At 39.1% G+C, this 22,169-nt stretch carries 18 protein-coding genes; 5 read left to right on the top strand and 13 right to left on the bottom strand.

Annotation, left to right across the window (positions count from 1 at the left end):
* Positions 1-70 precede the first annotated feature (70 nt).
* The 4 genes from nrdJ to Ga0466249_RS04020 form a co-directional block, all read right to left on the bottom strand.
* The gene (gene nrdJ, locus Ga0466249_RS04035) at positions 71-2,080 is read right to left on the bottom strand and encodes a ribonucleoside-triphosphate reductase, adenosylcobalamin-dependent (RefSeq protein ID WP_215828147.1); all 2,010 of its coding nucleotides are present in this window, start codon (positions 2,078-2,080) and stop codon (positions 71-73) included.
* 258 nt (positions 2,081-2,338) lie between these two features.
* Entirely contained in the window at positions 2,339-3,772 is a 1,434-nt protein-coding gene (locus tag Ga0466249_RS04030; RefSeq protein WP_215828146.1) for a glycoside hydrolase family 1 protein, read from the bottom strand.
* Positions 3,773-3,814: 42 nt separating this feature from the next.
* The gene (locus tag Ga0466249_RS04025; protein ID WP_215828145.1) at positions 3,815-4,114 is read right to left on the bottom strand and encodes a PTS lactose/cellobiose transporter subunit IIA; all 300 of its coding nucleotides are present in this window, start codon (positions 4,112-4,114) and stop codon (positions 3,815-3,817) included.
* 25 nt (positions 4,115-4,139) lie between these two features.
* Positions 4,140-4,442: a PTS sugar transporter subunit IIB gene (locus Ga0466249_RS04020; protein ID WP_215828144.1), complete on the bottom strand. Its 303-nt coding sequence runs from the start codon at positions 4,440-4,442 to the stop codon at positions 4,140-4,142.
* 525 nt (positions 4,443-4,967) lie between these two features.
* On the opposite strand from Ga0466249_RS04020, the gene Ga0466249_RS04015 reads away from it, so the two are divergent.
* The 3 genes from Ga0466249_RS04015 to Ga0466249_RS04005 are packed head-to-tail and all read left to right on the top strand — an operon-like array spanning position 4,968 to position 8,259.
* Positions 4,968-5,849, top strand: coding sequence for a decaprenyl-phosphate phosphoribosyltransferase (locus Ga0466249_RS04015; RefSeq protein ID WP_215828143.1), 882 nt, complete (start codon positions 4,968-4,970; stop codon positions 5,847-5,849).
* Between the two features lie 24 nt (positions 5,850-5,873).
* Positions 5,874-6,494 (top strand): HAD family hydrolase, encoded by a 621-nt coding sequence (locus Ga0466249_RS04010; protein ID WP_215828142.1) that lies wholly within the window; start codon positions 5,874-5,876, stop codon positions 6,492-6,494.
* A gap of 13 nt (positions 6,495-6,507) precedes the next feature.
* On the top strand, positions 6,508-8,259 hold the full coding sequence (locus Ga0466249_RS04005; RefSeq protein WP_215828141.1) for a hypothetical protein: 1,752 nt from the start codon (positions 6,508-6,510) through the stop codon (positions 8,257-8,259).
* A 106-nt stretch (positions 8,260-8,365) separates the two neighbouring features.
* Here Ga0466249_RS04005 and Ga0466249_RS04000 read toward each other — a convergent pair whose 3' ends face one another.
* From Ga0466249_RS04000 to Ga0466249_RS03975, 6 genes are all read right to left on the bottom strand, one after another.
* Positions 8,366-9,703 carry an S-layer homology domain-containing protein gene (locus Ga0466249_RS04000; RefSeq protein ID WP_215828140.1) on the bottom strand — a complete coding sequence of 446 codons (1,338 nt, stop codon included), beginning with the start codon at positions 9,701-9,703 and terminating at the stop codon, positions 8,366-8,368.
* Positions 9,704-9,818: 115 nt separating this feature from the next.
* Positions 9,819-11,108, bottom strand: coding sequence for a PTS cellobiose transporter subunit IIC (gene celB, locus Ga0466249_RS03995; RefSeq protein WP_215828139.1), 1,290 nt, complete (start codon positions 11,106-11,108; stop codon positions 9,819-9,821).
* Between the two features lie 367 nt (positions 11,109-11,475).
* Positions 11,476-11,796: a PTS lactose/cellobiose transporter subunit IIA gene (locus Ga0466249_RS03990; protein ID WP_215828138.1), complete on the bottom strand. Its 321-nt coding sequence runs from the start codon at positions 11,794-11,796 to the stop codon at positions 11,476-11,478.
* Positions 11,797-11,825: 29 nt separating this feature from the next.
* The gene (locus tag Ga0466249_RS03985; protein ID WP_215828137.1) at positions 11,826-12,131 is read right to left on the bottom strand and encodes a PTS sugar transporter subunit IIB; all 306 of its coding nucleotides are present in this window, start codon (positions 12,129-12,131) and stop codon (positions 11,826-11,828) included.
* Positions 12,132-12,184: 53 nt separating this feature from the next.
* Positions 12,185-13,450 (bottom strand): PTS cellobiose transporter subunit IIC, encoded by a 1,266-nt coding sequence (celB, locus tag Ga0466249_RS03980; protein WP_215828136.1) that lies wholly within the window; start codon positions 13,448-13,450, stop codon positions 12,185-12,187.
* A 104-nt stretch (positions 13,451-13,554) separates the two neighbouring features.
* A complete protein-coding gene (locus tag Ga0466249_RS03975; RefSeq protein WP_215828135.1) occupies positions 13,555-16,269 on the bottom strand; it encodes a sigma-54-dependent transcriptional regulator in 2,715 nt (904 codons plus the stop codon).
* 769 nt (positions 16,270-17,038) lie between these two features.
* Here Ga0466249_RS03975 and Ga0466249_RS03970 point away from each other — a divergent pair.
* Both Ga0466249_RS03970 and Ga0466249_RS03965 read left to right on the top strand, forming a co-directional pair.
* A complete protein-coding gene (locus tag Ga0466249_RS03970) occupies positions 17,039-17,545 on the top strand; it encodes an alpha/beta hydrolase (protein ID WP_215828134.1) in 507 nt (168 codons plus the stop codon).
* Positions 17,546-17,681: 136 nt separating this feature from the next.
* Positions 17,682-18,353: a nitroreductase family protein gene (locus tag Ga0466249_RS03965; RefSeq protein ID WP_215828133.1), complete on the top strand. Its 672-nt coding sequence runs from the start codon at positions 17,682-17,684 to the stop codon at positions 18,351-18,353.
* Positions 18,354-18,682: 329 nt separating this feature from the next.
* On the opposite strand, the gene Ga0466249_RS03960 is transcribed toward Ga0466249_RS03965, so the two are convergent.
* The 3 genes from Ga0466249_RS03960 to Ga0466249_RS03950 form a co-directional block, all read right to left on the bottom strand.
* Positions 18,683-19,711, bottom strand: coding sequence for an HlyD family secretion protein (locus tag Ga0466249_RS03960; RefSeq protein WP_215828132.1), 1,029 nt, complete (start codon positions 19,709-19,711; stop codon positions 18,683-18,685).
* Positions 19,712-19,746: 35 nt separating this feature from the next.
* Positions 19,747-21,306, bottom strand: a complete 1,560-nt coding sequence (locus Ga0466249_RS03955) for a DHA2 family efflux MFS transporter permease subunit (protein WP_312889701.1) — start codon at positions 21,304-21,306, stop codon at positions 19,747-19,749.
* A gap of 63 nt (positions 21,307-21,369) precedes the next feature.
* On the bottom strand, positions 21,370-21,969 hold the full coding sequence (locus Ga0466249_RS03950; RefSeq protein ID WP_215828130.1) for a TetR/AcrR family transcriptional regulator: 600 nt from the start codon (positions 21,967-21,969) through the stop codon (positions 21,370-21,372).
* Positions 21,970-22,169: the final 200 nt, after the last annotated feature.

Genomic DNA, 22,169 nt, shown 5'->3' with positions numbered 1-22,169 from the left:
GGTTTTCTTCATTTATTATAATGCCAGTTTAGATAAGGTTCAAGCCAAACTTCATCCGATTGACTGTCGATTATTTTACAGGACAAGCACCACTGGCACAATCAAGATTGCCGTGCCCGATCATGCCATGATGTTTTTCAAACTCGCTGCGATCAACGAGTTCATACGGAGCCTGTGGACGGCTTTCATCGATCATAATCGTCGTACCTTTAAGCCTTGGCAAATAAGACATCAGTATGCCTTTCACTTCTTTCTTTGTTAAGACATTAGGCTGAATATTTGCCGTAAAACTCACGGCATTATCAGCATAAACATCTTGCACCATGGCTTGTACGCTCAGCATATCAGCCAAATGAATCTCATTTTGTTGTTCAACCATGTCTTCTATATCAAGATTTAATTGTTCAGCAATCTCTACGAGGCGATCTTTATAATAAAATTTAACAACCTTCGTTGAAGGGCTGTACATGTCCTGTTCAATATCATCAGCAGCATACTCAGCCAGTTTCTCATCATTATCGGCATAACGAATGCGCCTAATTCCGTAACGTGCATAAATCGGCTGAAGACCTGTTGTTTCACCAGGTAAAAGCGCAATTGTACCTGTTGGCGCAATAGTTGTCACCTTAACAGGTTCGGGAATACGCAATTGAAAGGCATACTCTCTGGCCGCACTGCGAACAACTTCGTAGTATTTTTTCAAGGCCTGGATGACAAATTGATTATGATGTGATTCAGAATACTTAATACTATTTTGGACGAGCCACGTCTGATAACCAAAAAAGCCCACGCCAATGCGACGATTTTTTTTCACTACTTCCTGTTGTTTACTGTTTAAAATATCGCCAAAAGTGTTGCGAATCAAAAATCGCGCCATGAGCCGAAAAGCTTCTTGCCGTTCTTGGTCATCTGTAAATCCAGCTAAATTAACATGACCTAAATTACAATTTTCAAACCCCTGCAAAGCTATTTCACCGCATGGATTGGTGCTTTCAATCAAATCCGGCTCCGTTTCTCCTACCTGCGCCATAGAACGATTCCAAAAACCCGGCTCTCCGCGTGTCATCATGGCCTCAACGGCCTTATTAAAGACTAGCTTAGCATGTTTATTGCCTTTTTTCCAGGCTTTAAAAAATTCATCATCAATTTCCACGGAAATATTCGTTGTCCAATGAGAAGTTAAATCCAGTTTGCAATTAATAAAATCAATGACATCTGGATCTTTCCATGATTTCATACTCATGCGCGCGCTACGCCGCACATTGCCGGAAATAACGCAACTGGCAATCAAATGATCCACTTGCATAAAATCCAAGGAAGATAATTTTTTCGTATATTTACTATTTAATAAAACAGCTACCTCCCGCAACATAACAATGAAAGGAACAGGCCCCGAAGCAATGCCGCCAAAGCCCTTAATACGCGCTCCCCTAGGGCGAATATTCGATACATCAAAAATCAGTTCACCTGTCCCGGCCTTTTCAGACCAGAACGCCTGAAGAAGAACTTTTAATGCCGCTACCCAGCCTTCACGCGAATCTTCAATACTAATCGAGCCTGTCCAATCAGCAGAATATTGCGTCGACAACTGATCTTGAAAAGATAAATAATCGGGATGATTTTTCGCGCATACAATATGTAGGGTTAATTGATTTTGCACAGGTTCATATCGTTCAACATACCGATTGGAATAATTACTTCCTACGCCACCGCCTTTACAAAGCTCATCAAATAAAAAGGTAAAATGCTCTGTTACATCGTCCGTCCATGAGCTATTATGACAATTAAATAAAAATTGACGACCAGGCACACCAGACACCCATAAGCTACGTCCCGCGGGAATAGCTTTAAAATGATAAATAAGGTCAAACAACTTTTCCCGTTCCTGCTCTTCAATATATTGATCAGAAACTAAATTACAATTGCCATTAACAACGCGCAAAACCGTTTCAGGCCATGATTCTTTCTCACCATTCGGTTTAATCCGAGAATAAGTACGTTCATAAACAGCCTTTCCCAACACGCCAAACTCCACGGCGTCATTCAGTTCTTTAATTTTTTCCTTTGATAACGCGAGCATATTCTCACTCTCCCTTAGCAGATACTTGAACAAAAAATGTAATTATAATGCTACTAGCTCCGTTCCTGTTTAGCAAGTCACCAGAATTCCGGAATTTCGAACTGATTGGGAACAGCAACCGTTTTTCCGCCCATATCGCAATATATTGTATCTTTTCATTTCATAAAATACTATATATAGTATTTTATGACCGATAAAGCAAGTAAGCTCCTATCACATGAAAGTGATAGGAGCTTACTTGCTTTATCGGCTAAGACACTACTTATATACAGGCTCAAATCCGTCATATTCAAAATATCCATCTTCAACCGTTTTCTTGAACCAATAACCTGATTTCTTAATTCTGCGGTTTCTATTGTCGTCAAGATCAATTTCGATATAACCATATCTATTTTTGAAGGCATTATAAGGAGAAACGTTATCCGTAAAGTTCCACATCAGATAACCGAAACACTGACTGCCTTCTTCGACTGCCTTTAATAGCCAACGTAAATGGTCTGCAACAAAATCGATACGATAATCATCTTGAATCACGCCATCCGCATCTTTATGCTTTTCTTCGCCTGCAACGCCCATACCATTTTCGGTAACTAGCCAAGGTATATTATTGTACTCATTTTTTAGTATCATGGCAAAATCATATAAGCCTTTGGCATAAATTTCCCAACCACGGAAAGGATTCATTTTTTTGCCTTGAAGCTCATAGTTCTCGTAATAGTACTGTGGGTTAAATTTTACTTCAGGATTCCATGCTGCACTTCTGGCCTTGACCCGATTCGGGCGATAATAATTTAGCCCCATCATATCGATGGTATTCGCTTGGATAATCGCTAATTCTTCATCTGTAACCGCAATCATACAATCATGTTTTTTGAGCAACGGAAAATAGATTTCTGGAAACGTACCTTTAATACATGGATCAGTATAGATTTTATTAAAAAATAAATCATACATGTCAGCCGCCTTCACATCATCTGTCGACTGTGATCGTGGATAACTCGGCGCAGCATTAATAATGATGCCGATTTTACCACCTGACTGATAACCATAATCCTTTTCATGATAGATTTTAACCGCTTTGGCATTTGCCAGCACTTTGTTATAATTCCACTGCATGGCTTCCTGTGTATCGCTTTTATAAGGATACCAGATACCATCCATAATCGCCAGTTCCGGAAATACGATCGGCTCATTGAAAGTAAACCAATATTTAACTTTACTCCCTAATAATTTAAAAGCAGCTTCAGCATATTTCACGTAAAATTCAACCACTTCTTTTGAATTCCAACCGCCGTACTTTTCGAACAATTGATTGGGCAATTCCCAGTGTTCCAGACAAATGATTGGCTCAACACCATTCTTGATTAATTCGTCCACTACGCCATCATAGAAAGCCGCCGCGTCTTCATTCACCTCACCTGTTTCATAGTTCTTAATGAATCGGGACCAATCGATGGATGTGCGATAAGCTTTGAGGCCCATTTCCTTCATTAATTTGCAGTCTTCCTTATATCGATGATAAAAATCAGTTGCAATGGTTGGTCCATATCCTTCATACCATCTATCCGGATTCACCTTATAGGCAGCATCGATCAAGGATTCCTGACCCGGCTTTTTCCCCTCCCAACCTTCTGTCTGCCAAGCAGCAGCGGAAGCCCCCATCATAAAATTCTTAGATAAAAAGTATTTCATGGTAATAATTCCCCTCTTTCCAATACTTTCGTTCCGTTTTCGCTATTTTTTACACATTAAGATCATTTCCTCAATTAAGTCTTTTGCCAAAATAGCTGTCATTAAATGATCCTGGGCATGTACGAGCAATAAGCTTACCGCTTGTTTTTCACCACCGGCCTCAGCCTGCAGCAACTCTGTTTGAATCTGATGAGCTTCAATTAACTCTGATTTGGCTTGAACCATGCTTTCCTCTGCTTCGATAAAATTACCTTCACGGGCATACCTAAGTGCCTCTAACGCATGGGCGCGGGCATCCCCGGCGTGCACGATGATTGTAAAAACAATTTGTTCCATCTCCATCTAATATCTCCTCCAAATAAATCCCCTATGGTTTCATGCTATAAGCCTGTGCAAGAACCTTCTTTCCATCTACCAGTCCATAGCTTGTAGAATCAATAACTGCAAAGCTTTTCCCCTTGGCCGTAGCAAGTTCACCAATACTCTTGGCCTTGTACCTCATTTGCGGTCCTATGAGTATGACATCATATTTATCAATATATTGATCCAACTGATCAACGGCGCAGGCAAATATCTCATCATTGCCGCCAATCTCTTCACTTGCTTTTTGCATCTTCGTTACCAATAAACTTGTCGACATTCCAGCTGAACAAACCAATATTATGTTCATTCTTATCATTCCTTTCTTTGATACAAAATGGACTATCATGATAACCGATCATTTACCCCACACTGCTATGAATCGCAGCACTAAATATTTGCTTATTCATAGTCTCTCAATATAAGACACTCCTTTGTTTTTTACTTGCCCATGGCTTATTAATGATATATGCAAGATATATACCAATACACCAGCAAAACATCGCTAACAGCTAGAAATCCAGCAAACTCTACCCTTGCTCTTCACATATTTCTCTTAATATTTTTTATGATAATGTGTATTGTTGTGTATTTTCATCTGTATTATAAAATAGGCAAATTTCTTTACGAAAACCGAATGGCTCCTCCCCGCATAAAGTTATTTCTTTTAATAAATTGTCAAAAACGCAAAGGGAATTGGTAAAATTCGGAGAATTATGTAACTAGTTATTCATTACACCGAGAGTGAACAACACATCTCGGCCAAGAATAGCTCCATTGGAACCAAGGGATTGGAATAAATGATTCTACTCAGGGTGGAAGGTGCTTTAAAACGATGAGGAAGAATTTACTTAGTCAGATCAAGGGACTCATAACTAGTATGAGAATAAAGCAATGGACAAAAAACCTCTTGGTTTTTGCCGCTTTGCTATTTTCCAGTAAATATGCAACGTCTGCGCAAGTCATCGCTAGTTTTGTCGCTTTTATACTTTTTTGCTTTACTTCGAGTAGCGTCTATTTGCTTAATGACTTCGTAGATCGTGAGGCAGATGGTCTCAATCCGGAAAAATGTCATCGACCGATGGTCACAGGTCAACTTAACGCTTATGTAGGGTTACTAGGATGTATTGTCTTATCAACATTAACAGTAATATGCGGTTTCAAACTAAATGTATTGTTTGGTGTTCTGTTATTAGCCTACTTGATCAATAATCTTTTCTATTCATGCAAATTAAAACATGTAGTGATCATGGATGTTATGTCCATTGCGTTTGGTTTTGTATTACGGGCTGTTGGCGGTGGAATAGCCATTCATGTAAAATTGACTCCGTGGTTTTTGCTTTGCACCCTGCTATTAGCATTATTCCTAGCTATCGGGAAAAGAAGATATGAGATCGGCCTATTAGTAGATAGCACGATTCAGCATAGGCAGGTTTTGAAACAATATTCCACCCAACTGTTAGATCAACTGAATAGTATCGTCGCCACTGCAGCTATCATGAGTTATGCACTATATACGTTCACGTCAGGCAAATCAATAGCAATGATGTTTACTATTCCCCTCGTCATCTATGGAATTTTCAGATACCTCTATATCATTCATATACGAAATCAAGGTGGTTCTCCGACAAAAATATTGTTTTCAGATAAACCGATACTATTAACCGTTATTTTGTATGGATTTTCAGTATTTGTAATACTAAGTAATTTTAATTGATCAAAGAACATTTGAGGTGCCGCTATGCCTGAAGACACAAATGCGTTGGTTGTTGCAGCATTTGATTTTGATGGAACAATTACCTATCATGATAGTTTCATTCCTTTTTTATGGTTTATATCTAAAAAAACACGTTTTATAACAGAAAGTGCTCATCTATTGCCTAAATTATTGGCCTTCAAATTAGGCCGGATATCAAATATAACGACTAAAGAGGCCTTTATAACGGCTTTTTTAAAAGGAAAAAGAATGGAAGAGATAAGAATATCCGGAAAAAAATTTGCCCGGACAGTGATTCCACGGTTTATTCGCCATGAAATGATGACAAGAATAGCATGGCATAAAAAACAAGGACACATTTGTGTCCTTATAAGTGCTTCTTTTGATTTTTATTTAGCGACCTGGGCCAAGGACAATGGATTTGATATGGTTCTATCCTCGCAGCTTGAGGTAGATCCCTGCGGAAAAATCACTGGAAAGCTTCTGGGATGTAATTGCTACGGGGCAGAGAAGGTCAGAAAACTTAACGAATGGCTCGGTGATCGTGCCGTAGAGTATCTTTATGTTTATGGCGATAGTCGAGGCGACTTGGAATTATTAGCTAGGGCTAATGAAAAATATTTTCGAGGTAAAAAATTAACCTAAGGAAAAAATGACGATGAAAGATCATTATTTATTACTTGTAGGGATTTCACTGCTGAATTTTTTAGGAATCACCCTATTCATTACGTGGGGAAGCCTGCTTCTAAACATCTCTATACAGTCCTATAGTATTATAATAAGTTTACTGTTATGTAGTTTGCTATTATGGAAGACACTACCTGGAAAGTCCATTTCAAATGTTGCTGAAAAAAAACGCGTCTTCAAATACATTATGGCAGAGTTATTAGCTTCGTTAATCATTTGTTTGCTATTAGCCGGTGCTTTTCATGACTTCTCTTATGATGGACAAAATTATCAGCAAGAAGCCCTTATTCGGTTATATCAAGGCTGGAACCCCTTTTGGGACCCTGCCTTAAGTGAGGATATTCCTTATTCTATCTGGATTAATTCATACCCAAAAGCTTTATGGTATTTTGGCACAGCAGTCTATCAATTTACAGGTCTTATTGAAACAGGGAAGATGTTTCAGGGGATATTGTTGCTTGGAACCTTATTCATTACATATTCAGCCTTAAAATTTTTTTTAAAGTCGAATGTGTTGTGTTGGCTGATTAGTTTGTTATTAGTAGCCAATCCCGTTGCAATAGTACAGTTTTTCACATTTTACGTGGATGGAGTCTTGTACCTATTACTTCTTGCACTGATTGCCCTGGGCTATGTAAGATATTTTCTGAGTAAGCAGGAGGAAGCAGACTGCGTCATACTGGATATTGGCATAGCCTTAGCAATCATCGTACTGTCAAATATTAAGTTTACGGGCCTAGTGTACGCCAGCCTTTTTTGTACAGGCTGGATTTTCTTCAACTTATTTAACAGGCAAAGAAAGACCCTATTGAAATTGTGTACTATTAGCCTAATAACCAGCTGCTTACTCGTAGGATATCACCCTTATATAACCAATCTGATTCATCATGGCCATCCATTTTGGCCACTTATGGGGAAAAATAGTGTTGATATCATAACGCCAAATGAACATCCCGACTTTTTAAAACAGAATCGCCTGACAAAAGTTATCTGGTCAACTCTGGCAACCGGACGGAATAATGCGGACTTTTCCCCAGCGCCTATGCCGGAACCGCGGGGAACACCGGAACTTAAAATCCCCTTCACCTTCTCTCAGTATGAATTAAAACTATATGAAAGTGCAGATACCCGAATTGGTGGCTTTGGACCTTGGTTTAGCGGAATTTTGATCTGTTCTGTTCTCTTAGGGAGCTTTTTAGCATTGCGCCACCAGACGACTCTACGTAATCACTTTGTATTCCTTATCACTGGACTATTGATATCAATACTCATCAATCCTGAAGCTTGGTGGGCACGTTATGCCCCTCAACTGTGGATGATTCCACTAATCATACTTATCTATGCCTGTTATATAACAGAGATTCAAACAAACCCTAAGCTGAAATACCTCACAAGCTTATTCCTGTGCATAGTTGTTATCAACAGTACCCTGGTAGTATTCCTATCAGTAAGAGAACAAATTTACAGTGAATATCAGCTACAGCGGCAGTTCAAAATAGTGAACGAATATATAGCTAAGAATCATCGCAGTGTGTTGATTGACTTCTCAACCTTTCAAGCCAATCGGAAGCGTTTTCAGGAAAAAGGGATTGCTTATATTGCCGTAGACGGAGGAACCCAACTGGATATTCCTTGTTTTCAATTGGCTGGCTCTCGCACTAAGGTATATATACCGGATCAGAATTTAATTAATGAACTAACAAAAGATGAATCCATTCCATAAACTGTCACTTGGACAAATCCTGCAAGATACCCTTACGTGTTCCATCTAAACTACGAAAGGACCGCTAACCAATGGTTAGCAGTCCTTTCGTAGTTAGATCATTTAATTAGAAGTGAACATCTAGTTGAGAACGAATCAATTTTCTTTTTGCATTTTGGTTCACTGCCCCATGACCATAATTGTAATCACCGCCGTTAGTCCCTGAAATATTTAATTTTTGGTCGGAATAAAAAGTTTCCCACTGGACATTTTTGTAAGGAACATAGACAACTCCAAGAATCCAGCCTTTCATATCCGATGGCAAAGAACCCCACTCATCATCATGAGACGCATCGCCATATTTTTCGAAATTGATCACTCTCAGATAAGCACTAAGGGAACCCGGTTTTTGGAGGTCAACTTGTTTGTAATCCAGTCTAAATTCAGTGCTGTGGTTAAAGTCATCTGCATTCGTTTTGGCATAAGTGGCAGTAACCTTCCAATCGGGACCCATTTTAGTACTCAAATCAAACGAACCCCATTTACTCATCATTTGTTTATCTTTATCATTGTTTCCAGCAACAACCAAATTGGCATTGAGATTAGGGAGTACTTCACTAACCAAGTTAACACCATAGATATTTGCATCGCGAGCAGTACTCCAAACATTACCCTTCGCATTAAGAGTTGGCTGTATGCCAAGATCCATTAAATCACCTTGATCGCTAGTTGGCCTTAAATTGAAGATACTCGCGTTAAGTTTTGGAGTAATAGCGCAATCCAGCTGTACACCATCAGCGACATGACCAAAAATAACATTTTGGAAACCATAGCCCCACCATTTTTTACCTAGTGTAACGCCGATATCACCAATCCTGCCAGTAGTCCAAATTCTTTGATATGTACCATACTGCTCATTATCTTGACCGTAAGAATTATTATGAGCCATATAATTGGCACGTGTCTCACTCTGGAAATGACCAGCCCATGTGTCATTCACTTTCAAGGTGCCTTCAAAATCCATGTAAAAATGTTTATTCACATTGTTGCTCATCCCATTGGAAGTATCACTGTCATATTTGCTCCGAACAAAACCACTGAGCATAACATTGTCGACTCTTTTATCCAATTTATCATACTTATCATTTAGCTTATCGATCTCTGTTGAATATTCAGCATCTAACTTTTGAATCAACGCTTTATCGGCATCATTGGCTTTTTCCATTTTTGTCATAGCTCTCGACACAATCATTGCCATTTCATAGCGACTCAAAATATGCTCGCCATGGTAGGTGCCATCTTGATAACCCTCGATAATACCGTCCTTAGCCAATTGACTGATAGCGTTATAACTCCAATGGTTCGCAGGAACATCCGAAAAAGTACTGTTACCGGCGGCAAACGATGTACCCGTAACGCCAAGAGCAAATGTCAAAGCTAATAAAGCACTTAAACCCTTTTTCATTTTTACCTCTCCTTATGATTCATTTTTTATGAATACATTTAAAACTCAATAGACATATATTAATCCCCCATAACTTCCAGCTTCATTTCCCGCGTAATGTAAACGAGAATATAATTCAGGCTTTAAAGCCTTGTGTTGGTACAATTTTACTTTGCTGTGTTTCAGCCATTTCTTCTTTCATTTTCGCTTTATCCCACATCTTAAAGAAGGGATAGTAAATGAGACCAGAAACTAGAAAACAACCAATTTGTAGTACTGATGCTTTTATATCGCCTGTATCCAAGAAAGCGTTAATAATGGGCGGCGTAGTCCACGGCGCGATGGCAAACATCTTGTCTACCAGGCCTGCATCGATGGCAAAATAAGCAATAGTAGCGGATATCATCGGCGCGAATATGAAGGGAATCATCAGCACCGGATTCATGACAATTGGCATACCAAAAAGAATGGGTTCATTGATATTAAAAAACGATGGGCCAATCGCAGATTTGCCAAGAACTTTTAGCTGTCTGGATTTACTAAGCATCAGTAACATGAACGCCAATGCCAGAGTCGCACCAGACCCACCAATCAAAGCATACACATCCCATAATTGATTACACATAATATTGGGAATAGCCTCGCCAGCTGCTTTGGCCGCGGCATTTTGCTGAGCTAAAGTTAACCATACCGGACTCATGACACCTTGGACTAAGGCAGCGCCATGAATACCTACGCACCATAATAACTGACAAAAGAATATGCAAAGTAAAAAGGCAGGCAAAGTACCACCCAGGCTAATAAGCGGTGCAGCAAGGATCTTATAAATAACACCTTGGATATTGGTTTGGCTCGTCAACAATATACTGTTTATCAACCAAACAATAGCTAAAGAAATAAAACCAGGAATGAGAGCCACAAAAGAACGGGTTACTGCTGGCGGTACGCCCTCAGGCAGCTTGAAAACCAGATTTTTTTTAACCATAAACCGATGTATTTCTACAACAAAGATAGCTGATAACATAGCCACAAACAAACCTTTACTCCCCATCCAGGATGATGTAATATTACCATCCTTAGCAAAAGGAGTCGCAAGCATAAAAGCCGCCACACTAAACAAAGAATTCTCCAATGGATCCATTTTATAGGAATTGGCTAATGAATAAGCAACAGAGAATGATGCCATCAATCCCATCAGCCCCATGGTGGCATTATTCACCGAACACAAATTATCCACATAGGGTTTAACCATGTCTGCCAATACAGGCACTGGAGGAAAAGCCAGAATAAGAAATAAAGAACCAATTAGTAATAAAGGGATAAGAGATACGATACCATCCCTGATTGCTTTTAAGTGCCGCTGTTCACCAATGCGCGCGGCAATAGGGGCATAATAGTCTTCCAGCCATTTAATAACTCCGTCCATCAAAACAACACTCCTTTACTTTTGATTTACTTACTGAATAACAGCCTTTTTCTTGCAAACCAATTACTGCTTGCCTAGCAGCACCTCTTTTCTTATAACTACTTATTGCTTGCCTACTTGCATTTATTGCAAGATACATACCAATACACAATAAAAGCCGTCCAAAGTATCTGAAAAGGCAGATAATTCACCGCAAAACATTCTATATTTTTCCATAGTGTTTTCTTCCATTAAATGTGTATTGGTGTGTATTATTCTCTGTATTACAAAGTACATAAGCTACTTATCAAAAAAGATCCCCTTACTGTAAAACAAAAAATTTACAGTAAGGGGATCTTTGCTAAAACCAACTCAAACAACGAAGATTTCAGTTCGCAGTATAAGACGCGTGTTTTTCATACATAAGAATCATTTCCTGGATCAAATCCTGTGCTAAAATGGCAGTCATCAGATGATCCTGGGCATGAATCAATAACAAACTCATTTCCTGCCTTGTTCCGCCCGCTTCCTGCTGAAGCAAATGAGTTTGAATGCGATGAGCCTCAACTAATTCTTTCTTTGCCTCAGCTATTCGTTCTCTTGCTTCGGGGAATTTCTCTTCACGCGCCATTCCCAGTGCCTCAAAATAACTGCTACGGGCATTACCGGCATGCAAGATGATATTAAAAGCCACTTGTTCAAGATCCATGCTATCCCTTCTTTCACGTCTGCTTAATTTTATTGCAGCATATTTAAAGCCTGATCTAAAACCTGCCTACCGTCCATCATACCATAACTCATCAAATTTATTACACTGTACTTTTTACCCCTGGACTTGGCTAAAACAGCAACATCCTTTTCCCGATATCGAAGTTGCGGTCCAATCAACACCACATCAAACCGATCAATATAATCCTGTAGTTCATCTATAGAACAGGCAAAAACATGCATCCCCTTCAATCCTCGCCTTTCCCCTTCAGCTACCATCTTGTCTACTAAGAGACTGGTAGACATACCTGATGCACATACTAGTATAATATTCATGTGAATCTCCTTTCTCATGCCTTTATTTAAGAACAACCATGCAGTGTAGAACTTTAGGATCTCGTGCGTTCCACAGCTTGCTCCTCTAACAACTTAGCTTTATCCCACACTTTTAGAAATGGATAATAAACGATAGCAGCCACTGAGAAATTAACGATCTGTAGCACGCTGGCCTTCCAATCACCCGTTACCAAAAAGCCACTAAAAACTGCCGGAGTAGTCCAAGGAACATAGGCGTAGGGTCTGTCTACAAGCCCTGTAGACAGAGCAAAATAAGTAAGCATGACACAAATTATCGGAGCAAAAATAAATGGAATCCACATCATCGGGTTCATGACAATCGGCATACCGAATAAAATGGGTTCATTAATATTAAAAATTCCCGGCCAAATAGCCATCTTTCCTAAAGCCTTCAACTGTTTTGATTTCACCACAGTAACCAATAGCGCCTCTAAGGCCAGCGTAGTCCCTGAGCCCCCAATAAGTACAAAGGACTCTACAAATTGTTGAGAAATAATATTGGGAAGCATTTCTCCAGCTGCTTTTGCCGCAACATTTTGCTGGCTAAGAACCATCCAAATAGGTCTCATAATGCCGTCAATCAATGCTGTTCCATGGATTCCCACACACCACAGCAGCTGCCCGGAAAAGATTGCAATAAACGTTGCATAAATATTCCCACCCAAATTAAGCAGTGACGCAGTAATGACTTGGTTAATCACTTCCTGGATAGACAGGTCGGTCGCATCTAACAGGATACAATTAAGCAACCATACTGTCACAACAATAACAAATCCAGGAATCAAAGCCGCGAAGGACCGAGCCACCGTAGGAGGAACCCCCGCAGGGATTTTAATGACGATATTTTTTTTGAGCATGATCCTCTGTATTTCCACTACCATCATTGCTAAAATAACAGCAACAAACAAGCCCTTGCTGCCCATGAGATCCAGATTAATATTTCCGTTATTAGTAAAAGGCGTAGCAAGTAAAAAAGCCGAAACACTGAACAATCCGGCAGCAAGTGTATCCATCTTATAAGAATTAGCTAGAGAATAAGCAGTAGAAAAAGCGACAAACAGTGCCATTATGTTAAATGTAGCATTGACCACAGTAAGCAAACTGGTGACATAAGGTTCCACCCATTTGGCCAGCCATGGAATAGGAGGAAAAGCCATAATCAAGAAAAAAGACCCTATCAGTAACAAGGGAATCGTAGCAACAATCCCATCCCGTAGTGCTTTCAGGTGACGCTGTTGTCCAATACTCCCCACGATAGGCATAAAATGTTCTTCCAGCCAGCGAACAAACCTGTTCATCTAAAACTCTCCTTTTATTTTATTGATAACTATCGCAAGCACCGTAAAAGCCAGGAAAATTCCTGGAAGGATCATTTCGAGAATCTTCTTTAGCCTGATGTGTATCAAAGATAGTAGATAAGTTTCACCACATTTTCATATTCGTGATCAGCCAAGTTAATATGGAAACTTTCTTCCAGGGCCTGCAAAGAGATTTCCACCACCTTACAGCTTCCGCCATATTGATTTCTATCCAATGGTTCAGTTCGTTTAGAATATTCAATAATTTCACCATGAGTCAATTTCTCAACAACACAGGCTAAATGCATAATTAAACCAATCCCCGCTTCTTCACTAAGCACAAGACTGTGCTTTTTTAATTCTAAGTAAAACGAATTCCATGCCTGCATAAACTGTTTCCCATCTATAGCAAGATTCTCACTAATTACATCCTGCATGAACTGCAATTGTTCCAAAACAAGTTCGTTGGGCAAAGAGTCCATTGCTGTCCCCGAAAGCAGCAGATCCAATTTACCTTCCACTAATTGCTTTGTGGAAATGTACTTCATTGTCTTATCGCGAGGCTTAATACTACTAACCACAGCAATTAGATTTTTTTCCTGACTAACTTTAGTCAGCTTGCGTTCGAAGTCTTCCATGTCACTAATTTCTATAGGGATCACATCCACCTTCCGTCCCTGCTCACATAATAATTTTTCAATCATATTTTTTAGCTTAATGGCAGTTCCTTTACCAGTAATACAAGCCGTCACAATCACACTGTCTTTCAACTGATGACTAAACGTATTCCCGTGCATACGCCCAATATAAGGACTAAGATTGGTCACGGCATAATAGATATCCTCTAAAGACATTTTCATCAATGCTTTGCGCGTCGCTTCCAACACCATCGGTGTACTAACCATTTCTACTGTTTTGATCGGTATCTCTGTGCGTTCATAAATCATATCGCCAAACATCACGAGTGATCCCATATCAACAAGCATGATAATACCATGTCCCTCGTTATGCAATTCAACTAACTTAGTAATCTCCTCCAGGGCAATTTCCGTTCTTTGATCAAGAGGCATATCATAACCCACCACATACTTTTCTCCCAATAATCGATTAGCCACTTCCGCCATCGAGGTAGCTGTACTTGCACCATGCATAGCTACAATCACCCCGACCCGACCGGCTTCTGCCTTCCCTAAATAATCGTCAAATACGAGAAACATTGTAATAAAACCAATTTCAGACAGCGAAGCCTGTACCCCAAAATATTTTTTCATCATCGAACTAAAATAATTGGCGACGGAATATTCACGGGAATATAGCTTTTGTATTTCTGCTAGGTGAGGGTTTAAAATTTCCTTGCCTTCTCGAATACGTTCTAACGTGCTGGAAATATGAATACACATACCAAATAAAATTTTATCGTTATACTGCCGTTCTAATTTTTCTGCGGCATACTGCAAGAATTCCTGTGTAACCTCCACGACCTTTCTGTCCACTATTTTATATAACTCCTCCAAATTACTTTGCCGAAATTTAGACATATACTTCTTGATATAAGTATCCATGTCCAAACTCATAATCAACTGAATATCTTCTTCGCTAAGCCCCTTTGATTTCAGGTTCATCATTTTTTCTTCCAACACTTCATATATATTGTCCGTATGAGTGTCTTCTACAGAAAAGTACGAGTCCTGGGATACCTGAAAAACAATTCCTCTTGTCACTCCAATCTTATCCAGTTCTCCCCGATGCTCTTTATAATTGACAAACCCCTGGCGGATATATTTAGGCAAATCTTCGCTCCGTACTTTAAGCATTTTCTCCTTACTACCTACATAATCTAAAAAAGCCTTCGCACAACTAAGCTTAATATCGCTTTTCAACTGACCAATATTATTAACGCAATCATAAAGTAAAAAAGCTCTTAAGGAATTCTGAGAAATTCCAATGGGGACTTTCAAACACAGGGCTTCCCTTTGAAAAAAGCACTTAATAAGTTCCCAACGTTCGCTCATGGATCGCTCTCTGATAGAAGGCAGCTGGATGATCATAGGAATTCGGCGGGTAAACGTTCTGAGCAGAACAGAATCCGTATTTTCCGTTGTAGCACAGATAATCAGTATTTCAACCTTTTGATGGGCCTCGATTTCACCCATGCTCCGAAATGCCCCTTTATCAATCAAATAAAATAGCATTTCCTGCCCCTCCGGAGGCAAACGATGTACTTCATCCAAAAACAGAATGCCATGATTCGCTTTTTCTACTAAACCGATCCGATCCCGTTCCGCTCCGGTATAACTGCCCTTTTTCACACCAAATAACTGGGCTAACAGAAGTTGCGGATTGTGAGCATAATCCGCGCAGTTAAATTCAATAAACGGCGCGTTGGCCTTCAATCGCCCAATATCCCGAGCATAACGAAAAATAGCCTCAGCAAACATCGATTTACCAACGCCAGTCTCGCCAAGAAGCAAAGTATGCAAACCTAATGGCGGATACATAATAGCTGCTTTAGCTTGTTGAATCGCGTTTTTCAGACTTTTATTCGCACCAATAATATCATCCAATATGGAACACGAAATAATATCATCGGTCTTTCTGATAGGATCATCCACTATTTTATACAAGACGGGCTTGCCTTCTATTTTCTCTAGTCTTCCCGTTTTTACCAAATCATTTAAATCGCCAGAAGCATTTGAACGCTGAATACCTAACCGAGAAGCCACCGCATCAGTGGATATGCCCGTCCTCTGACCTTGCTCTACATACTGCTTCTCGCATAACTCCTTGACCATTTCAAAAACATGCTCAATTCGCTTCATTCGTTGCGCCACCTTTAATAAACTCACTAATTTTCATTTTCAGGTTTTTCATAATTATTACATTTGTCATAAAAGCAAAAAAAACCTGCTTTTGATGAGCGATAAATATGGATCATCAATTCAAAAGAAACTGTCGCATTCACGATATAAATTTATCGCTGGTGACAGCTCTTTTCTTTCTTTTACAATTTCTCAAATTCATATAATGTAATTTGAAACAAAAAGGGCACACAAAAGCAGAGGACCATTTTCCTCAACTTTTTGTGTGCCCTTATACTGTTGTAAATGTGGATATTTCTGAACAATTTCAAGATTAATGAATAACTCCGTCTTGCTATATGTAAAATTTATTAGAAATAAGTCTCGTATAAAAAAACATTTATAATAATTCCATACTATATATAATAAATCGACAATTTAATTTATAAATTGTCAATTTATATAAAGAAAAGTGGAAAAATAGATCTATTTTTGTCAAATTAGTAATTTTTAGGTCAATTGACATTTATTTCATAAGTGATATACTATGAATTGTTTCAACATGTGAATAAGTATAGTAGCTCCTAGCGCTATATACCGTTACAGGCGGTCATGTTCCTATTGAAAGATTAATTGATCTCCAAAAAATTTAATTAGTAAGCTGGTGATTACTATAACAGATATTAACGCTTTATGTATTATCCTTCCCGGCTTTCATATACCAATCGAAAAGTATATGAATCTTAAAAATGAAATGATAAGCAAAGGATTGGAATGCGAGATTCTCGGGATGGAATTGGATGGATGGGTAGGCATTAAAAAAGTCGAACAAGATTTTTATCGTCTCTGTAATCAAAAAGAAAAAATAGTGCTTATTGGTCATTCCGAGGGAGCTTCGTTAGCAATATATTTAGCATCCAAAAGCAATAAAGTTAAAGGATTAGTTGGTCTTTCTTTATCTTTTCTATCCTTTGAGTTGATTAAACAAGGTTTCAAACATGTTATTACAAAATCCCAAGTACGCTATATAAATATTATACGAAACATTTATTTAAAATGGTTATCACTATCTCTACTACAAAAAAAGGCTTTACCCATGCTACTAATTTATGGGAATAGAGATGTGATAATACGAGAACCGGAACGTAAAAATATAATCTCATCAATTAAAACGCCTGTTATCTCCAAAACTATAGCGGGAGGGCACAATTTTATGATTGGAAGGAACGCTAAAAAAGTAGCAAATGATATATATAATTTCATGCAAACTGAAGTTTTTTATGCAAGCATTAGCTAGGTATGTAACAATTCAACTTTATCGCACAAATTTGGCAAGTAAGTGTTGATAGAATTGGGGAGTTCAGCACACCTTAATTTTGAGAAGGTAACACTATAGAAACAAATTTGCGTTAGCGAAAGGAATGATTGTTGACATGATACAAGAGAAGATATTTCAAGAAGATGTTTCAAGATTTTTCTCAAGCAGAAGGAGTGTACGAAAATATCTTAATACAGAAATAGCTTCAGAAGATATAATGAGTATTTTGACAAGTGGAATATGGGCTCCTAGCCCGGGAAATGTACAACCTTGGCGTTTTATTATTATCAATAAGAAAAATTCAATTAATAGGTTAGCATATTTAATAACCGAAAATTTGCACTCTAGAAGGCAGACGGCTGAAGAAAATAATTGTTTTAATAATGTTGCTTTAATTAGAGCTTCTGGTAAGTATGCACTAGCTTTTAAAAGTGCTCCCCTGATCATTGCTTTGGTTGGAAAAAGCTATAAAAAATCGCCAACGGGGAGATTATTTGGTGCATTTTTTCCTGACAAAGATGTTAACACCGTAATACGAGAAGAAATGATTAAATGTGTTAGTATGGCTGCTCAGAATATGCTACTTTGCATAAATTATCTTGGTTTGGGTGGATGTGCTTTAAGTGCACCTATATACTTAGCTGGTCGGAAAATAAGTGAAGAATTACAGATTGGTTTAGAAGAAGAGCTCGTGTTGTTAATTTCAGTCGGTCACTATGAAAAAGGTCAAACTGAAAAACGATTTTCTTCTAGAAAAAAACTTGAGAATGTAGTGAGCTGGCTTTAGCGTAAAAAACAACTTGAATTAAAGAAAGGGTGTCTATCCAGTAGCGTATCAATTTTATAGAGATCAGTTGGATTATACTTTCACCATTAACCAACATGTGATATATAGCACAGTATCCTTGCGATAGCGACATGGCTTTTTTTTTTGCCTCTTTGTTGTTTTCCGATCTTGCGAAAATTCATATACCACTTGAAAATATAAAACAATACGCAATGCTGATATCCTTGCCATTGAAAAGATGACAGTGTCTTAAATTAGCAATAATTAGTTCCTTGATACTACCTGCCTAATCCATCAGTAATTTCAGGGACTAGCGGTTCGTTCAATACTCATTTAATATGAATGTCAACAAGAACCGACATGCCGGGTTTAAGCAACGTTGGTTCCGCATCAAGCGCTCGGATTTTTACCGGTAGCCGCTGGGTCACCTTCGTAAAATTCCCAGAAGAACCATCATCAGAAGGCAATAGAGCAAATTGCGATCCGGTAGCCGCTCCTACCGCTATTACTTCACCGTGAAATGTTCGTCCTGGATACATATCAACCGAAAAATCAACTTTTTGCCCCTCACATACTTTCCCCATATAAGTTTCTTCAACATTAGCCATCACCCAAACATCACCCAAGTCAACTACGCTAAACATCGTTTGCCCAGGAACAACATATTGTCCGGAATTTACAGATTTCAAAGCAACAATGCCAGATATCGGTGCCTTAATCACCGTATAGTCCAACTGCATCTGAGCATTTTTTAAAACCGCTTCCGCTTGCTCAACCTGCGCTGTGGCAACTTGGATATCTTCTGTGCGCGGTCCCTCCGCCAGCAGGCTGTACTTTTGCACAGCAGTATCGTAATGAGCTTTGGCAACTGACAGAGCAGAATACGCCTTGTCGCACTGCTGAGCCGATATAGCACCTTGCTTATTCAAAGTCTCAGCTCGGTCATAATCTTTTTGATCGTTATCCAGTGTAGCCTGCGCTTCTGCCACAGACGACTGTCCTTGCAAAATCTCTTGACTGCGATTACCGGCTTGCAATGCGGCCAATTTTGCCCGCACTGACGACAAATTGGCTTGGGCATTGGCCACTTGGACTTCAAAGTCACTTTTTTCAATAACGGCAATTACTTGTCCCTCTATAACTGAATCGTCTTCATTGACCAACACCTTTTCAATCCGCCCAGATAGTTTAGAACTGACACTGACAATGGTTCCTTTTACCCGGGCATCATCCGTAGAAACAATGCGATTTATCTTGATCCACCACCAGGCAAGACCAACCGTCAAAACAACACCCAACAGTCCAACAAGAAATATAATCTTTTTTTTTGTGATTTTTGATCGTTTTTCTTCTGACATGATTAACACCTCTCTGCTTGGAAAATATTGTAGTTTTACACCCTCGTCTTGGATGGCAACAGCAACGATAGAAAACCCATTCCTAATGCAATAAGCGACATGATAAAAAATACATCCTGAAATGACAACACTGCAGCATTACGAGCTGTCAGTTGCGCAAGAATTAATTTAAATGCGCTGTATTGCTCAGGCCGAGGAAATCCTTCACCGGTAAATACACCCATGGTCGCTTTAGTAATTTGCGCAGCATCCATACCTTGCGCTCCCCAAAGGCTTTGGAGTAATTTATAAATATGATCCTCGGCGTGCATATTAGGATTTATATATTCACTGAGATTCTGCTGGTGAAAAACTTCCCGATTGATCAGCAGCGTTTCGGGAAAGACCACTCCAATGCAGCTTCCTATGTTTTTAAAGAGATTAAACACGCCGGAACCAACTCCCACTTTATCACGGGATAAAATAGAAATAGCCGAAGAACTAAGCGGTGACATCATCAGTCCTAAACCAATTCCCATGATGAGCAGACGAATAAAAAATTCTTTGTGCCCATAATGAGGATTAATAAAACTGAACATATACAGGGAAAGAGCAATGATAATCATTCCAAGAAAAGTCGGGATTCTGTTTCCCAGCAAATCGGACATTTTACCACCAACAGGTGCAAAAATAATAACTGCCGTTGTTAAAGGTAATAACTCAATACCAGCATAAACAGGACTATAGTTAAGAATGTTCTTAAGAAAAAATGGTAATAGGAACATAGCGCAATAGAAAGCCATATAACAAATAAAGTTGAGGATATTAGCAATACTGAACCCAAAATTAACAAATAGAGTCAAATCAACAATGGGGGACTCAACATACTTCTCAACCAGAATAAAAGAAATAAATGAGGAAAACGAAAGATAGAATAGCACTCTGATATACAGCGAATCCCATCCTTCTTTTTGCCCCTGGTTCAGTGTCAATAACAACAGAGCAAGACAAACTGTCAACAAAAAGGCGCCAACATAGTCAATTTTTGTTTTGACACTGGCCTTAGTAGATGGAATCAAAAAAAAGGCCATAAGTAAGCCGATAATAGACAACGGAGTAATCGAGAAAAAAATTGATTGCCAATTAATATGATCGATCAGATATCCGCCTATTGTAGGACCCATGGCACTGCCGGCAGCAGCCATGGCACCCCAAATGCCTAGAGCCTGTCCGCGCTGTTCAACCGGAAATGTAGCAGCAACAATAGCCATGGCGTTAGGTAAGATCATGCTGGCGCCAATTCCTTGGACAACGCGGGACACTATCATGAATGTGGCAGAAGCGGACATTCCACAGAATAGTGATGCAATAGTGAATAATATCAGGCCGATAATATACAGTTTCTTAGCGCCAAACTCATCCCCGAATTTTCCTGTCAACGGTAGTAAAGCTCCATATGGCAGCATATAACTCAACGAAACCCAGACAACGGAATCTAAATTTAAATTTAGCGCCGCCATAATGTTCGGCAAACCAATATTAACACAACTGCTTACATATGCAGTAAGCACCGTTCCCAAACAAACAGTAATCAGTAATAGATATTTTCGAGCCACAAAAAACACCTCGATTATCAGCATCATGTATGTTTGTACTAACTAACATGCATGACAAAAATTTTATCTCGCTATGCCACGAGCAAAAAGTCGGAGACTATCTTCAAATGATTCATTGTCAGCTTGAGAAGGAGGCTCATTTCTAAGTATGACTCTGCTGATAAAAAAACCAAAACAAAGCCACAGTAAGCTACTCGCCTGGATCCCTGAATCTCCTTTCACGACCTTATCACGTCGTTGCATAGTATCGAAATATTCGGTTAAACGTGTGCGGTTCATAAACCGACGCTTATCCACAGTATCATTAATTTCGGGAATGTTGTTCGCCTCATGGAAGATAATCTGGATAATTTTCAGATTATCAAGTAAAAGGCAAAGGTAGGCTTGAGCGATAAGCTGTATATCGTTTTCCAAGTTTCTGCCTAATTTGCCGGAGGTAAAGAGTTCTTCCAAATAAGACGGAGGTTTGGCACAGACTGTCAGCGCCTCCAGCAACAGTTTTTTCTTGCTTTGAAAATGACGGAATACAGTTATCTCACTAACTCCCGCCGCTTCCGCAATTTGTTTAGTCGTAACTTCTTTAAAACCCATTTTAGCAATTAAATCAATCGTCTTAATTATTATTTTTCCTTTGGTATCTAGTTCTGGCTGCAGCATGCTCATCCGAATCTTTCCTTTGCTAAAGTATGTTTGTACTTACTAACATATTTAGTATAGACATTTTTTTCCTTGACGTCAATACGTGGCAGCGGAGTCAAAAATTACACCCTGCCCATAGTACGGCACTAAAAGATAACGCAAAAAATGGGGAAGGATAATCCCTGTTAAATGAAGAAAGGATTAAACGATATAATCCTATCCAT

Source organism: Pelorhabdus rhamnosifermentans (assembly GCF_018835585.1).
GTDB lineage: Bacteria > Bacillota > Negativicutes > UMGS1260 > UMGS1260 > Pelorhabdus > Pelorhabdus rhamnosifermentans.
The sequence above is the reverse complement of the archived record's forward strand: the minus strand, read 5'-3'. Positions and strand labels throughout refer to the sequence as shown.

What these genes read in the sequence shown, in the direction of transcription:
- Ga0466249_RS03975 (WP_215828135.1), bottom strand. Translation starts at nt 16,269, where the DNA reads ATGAAGCGAATTGAGCATGTTTTTGAAATGGTCAAGGAGTTATGCGAG.
- celB (WP_215828136.1), bottom strand. Translation starts at nt 13,450, where the DNA reads ATGAACAGGTTTGTTCGCTGGCTGGAAGAACATTTTATGCCTATCGTG.
- Ga0466249_RS04030 (WP_215828146.1), bottom strand. Translation starts at nt 3,772, where the DNA reads ATGAAATACTTTTTATCTAAGAATTTTATGATGGGGGCTTCCGCTGCT.
- Ga0466249_RS04025 (WP_215828145.1), bottom strand. Translation starts at nt 4,114, where the DNA reads ATGGAGATGGAACAAATTGTTTTTACAATCATCGTGCACGCCGGGGAT.
- Ga0466249_RS03990 (WP_215828138.1), bottom strand. Translation starts at nt 11,796, where the DNA reads ATGGATCTTGAACAAGTGGCTTTTAATATCATCTTGCATGCCGGTAAT.
- Ga0466249_RS03970 (WP_215828134.1), top strand. Translation starts at nt 17,039, where the DNA reads ATGGAATTGGATGGATGGGTAGGCATTAAAAAAGTCGAACAAGATTTT.
- Ga0466249_RS04000 (WP_215828140.1), bottom strand. Translation starts at nt 9,703, where the DNA reads ATGAAAAAGGGTTTAAGTGCTTTATTAGCTTTGACATTTGCTCTTGGC.
- Ga0466249_RS04020 (WP_215828144.1), bottom strand. Translation starts at nt 4,442, where the DNA reads ATGAACATAATATTGGTTTGTTCAGCTGGAATGTCGACAAGTTTATTG.
- Ga0466249_RS04015 (WP_215828143.1), top strand. Translation starts at nt 4,968, where the DNA reads ATGAGGAAGAATTTACTTAGTCAGATCAAGGGACTCATAACTAGTATG.
- Ga0466249_RS03950 (WP_215828130.1), bottom strand. Translation starts at nt 21,969, where the DNA reads ATGAGCATGCTGCAGCCAGAACTAGATACCAAAGGAAAAATAATAATT.
- Ga0466249_RS04005 (WP_215828141.1), top strand. Translation starts at nt 6,508, where the DNA reads ATGAAAGATCATTATTTATTACTTGTAGGGATTTCACTGCTGAATTTT.
- nrdJ (WP_215828147.1), bottom strand. Translation starts at nt 2,080, where the DNA reads ATGCTCGCGTTATCAAAGGAAAAAATTAAAGAACTGAATGACGCCGTG.
- celB (WP_215828139.1), bottom strand. Translation starts at nt 11,108, where the DNA reads ATGGACGGAGTTATTAAATGGCTGGAAGACTATTATGCCCCTATTGCC.
- Ga0466249_RS03965 (WP_215828133.1), top strand. Translation starts at nt 17,682, where the DNA reads ATGATACAAGAGAAGATATTTCAAGAAGATGTTTCAAGATTTTTCTCA.
- Ga0466249_RS03985 (WP_215828137.1), bottom strand. Translation starts at nt 12,131, where the DNA reads ATGAATATTATACTAGTATGTGCATCAGGTATGTCTACCAGTCTCTTA.
- Ga0466249_RS04010 (WP_215828142.1), top strand. Translation starts at nt 5,874, where the DNA reads ATGCCTGAAGACACAAATGCGTTGGTTGTTGCAGCATTTGATTTTGAT.
- Ga0466249_RS03960 (WP_215828132.1), bottom strand. Translation starts at nt 19,711, where the DNA reads ATGTCAGAAGAAAAACGATCAAAAATCACAAAAAAAAAGATTATATTT.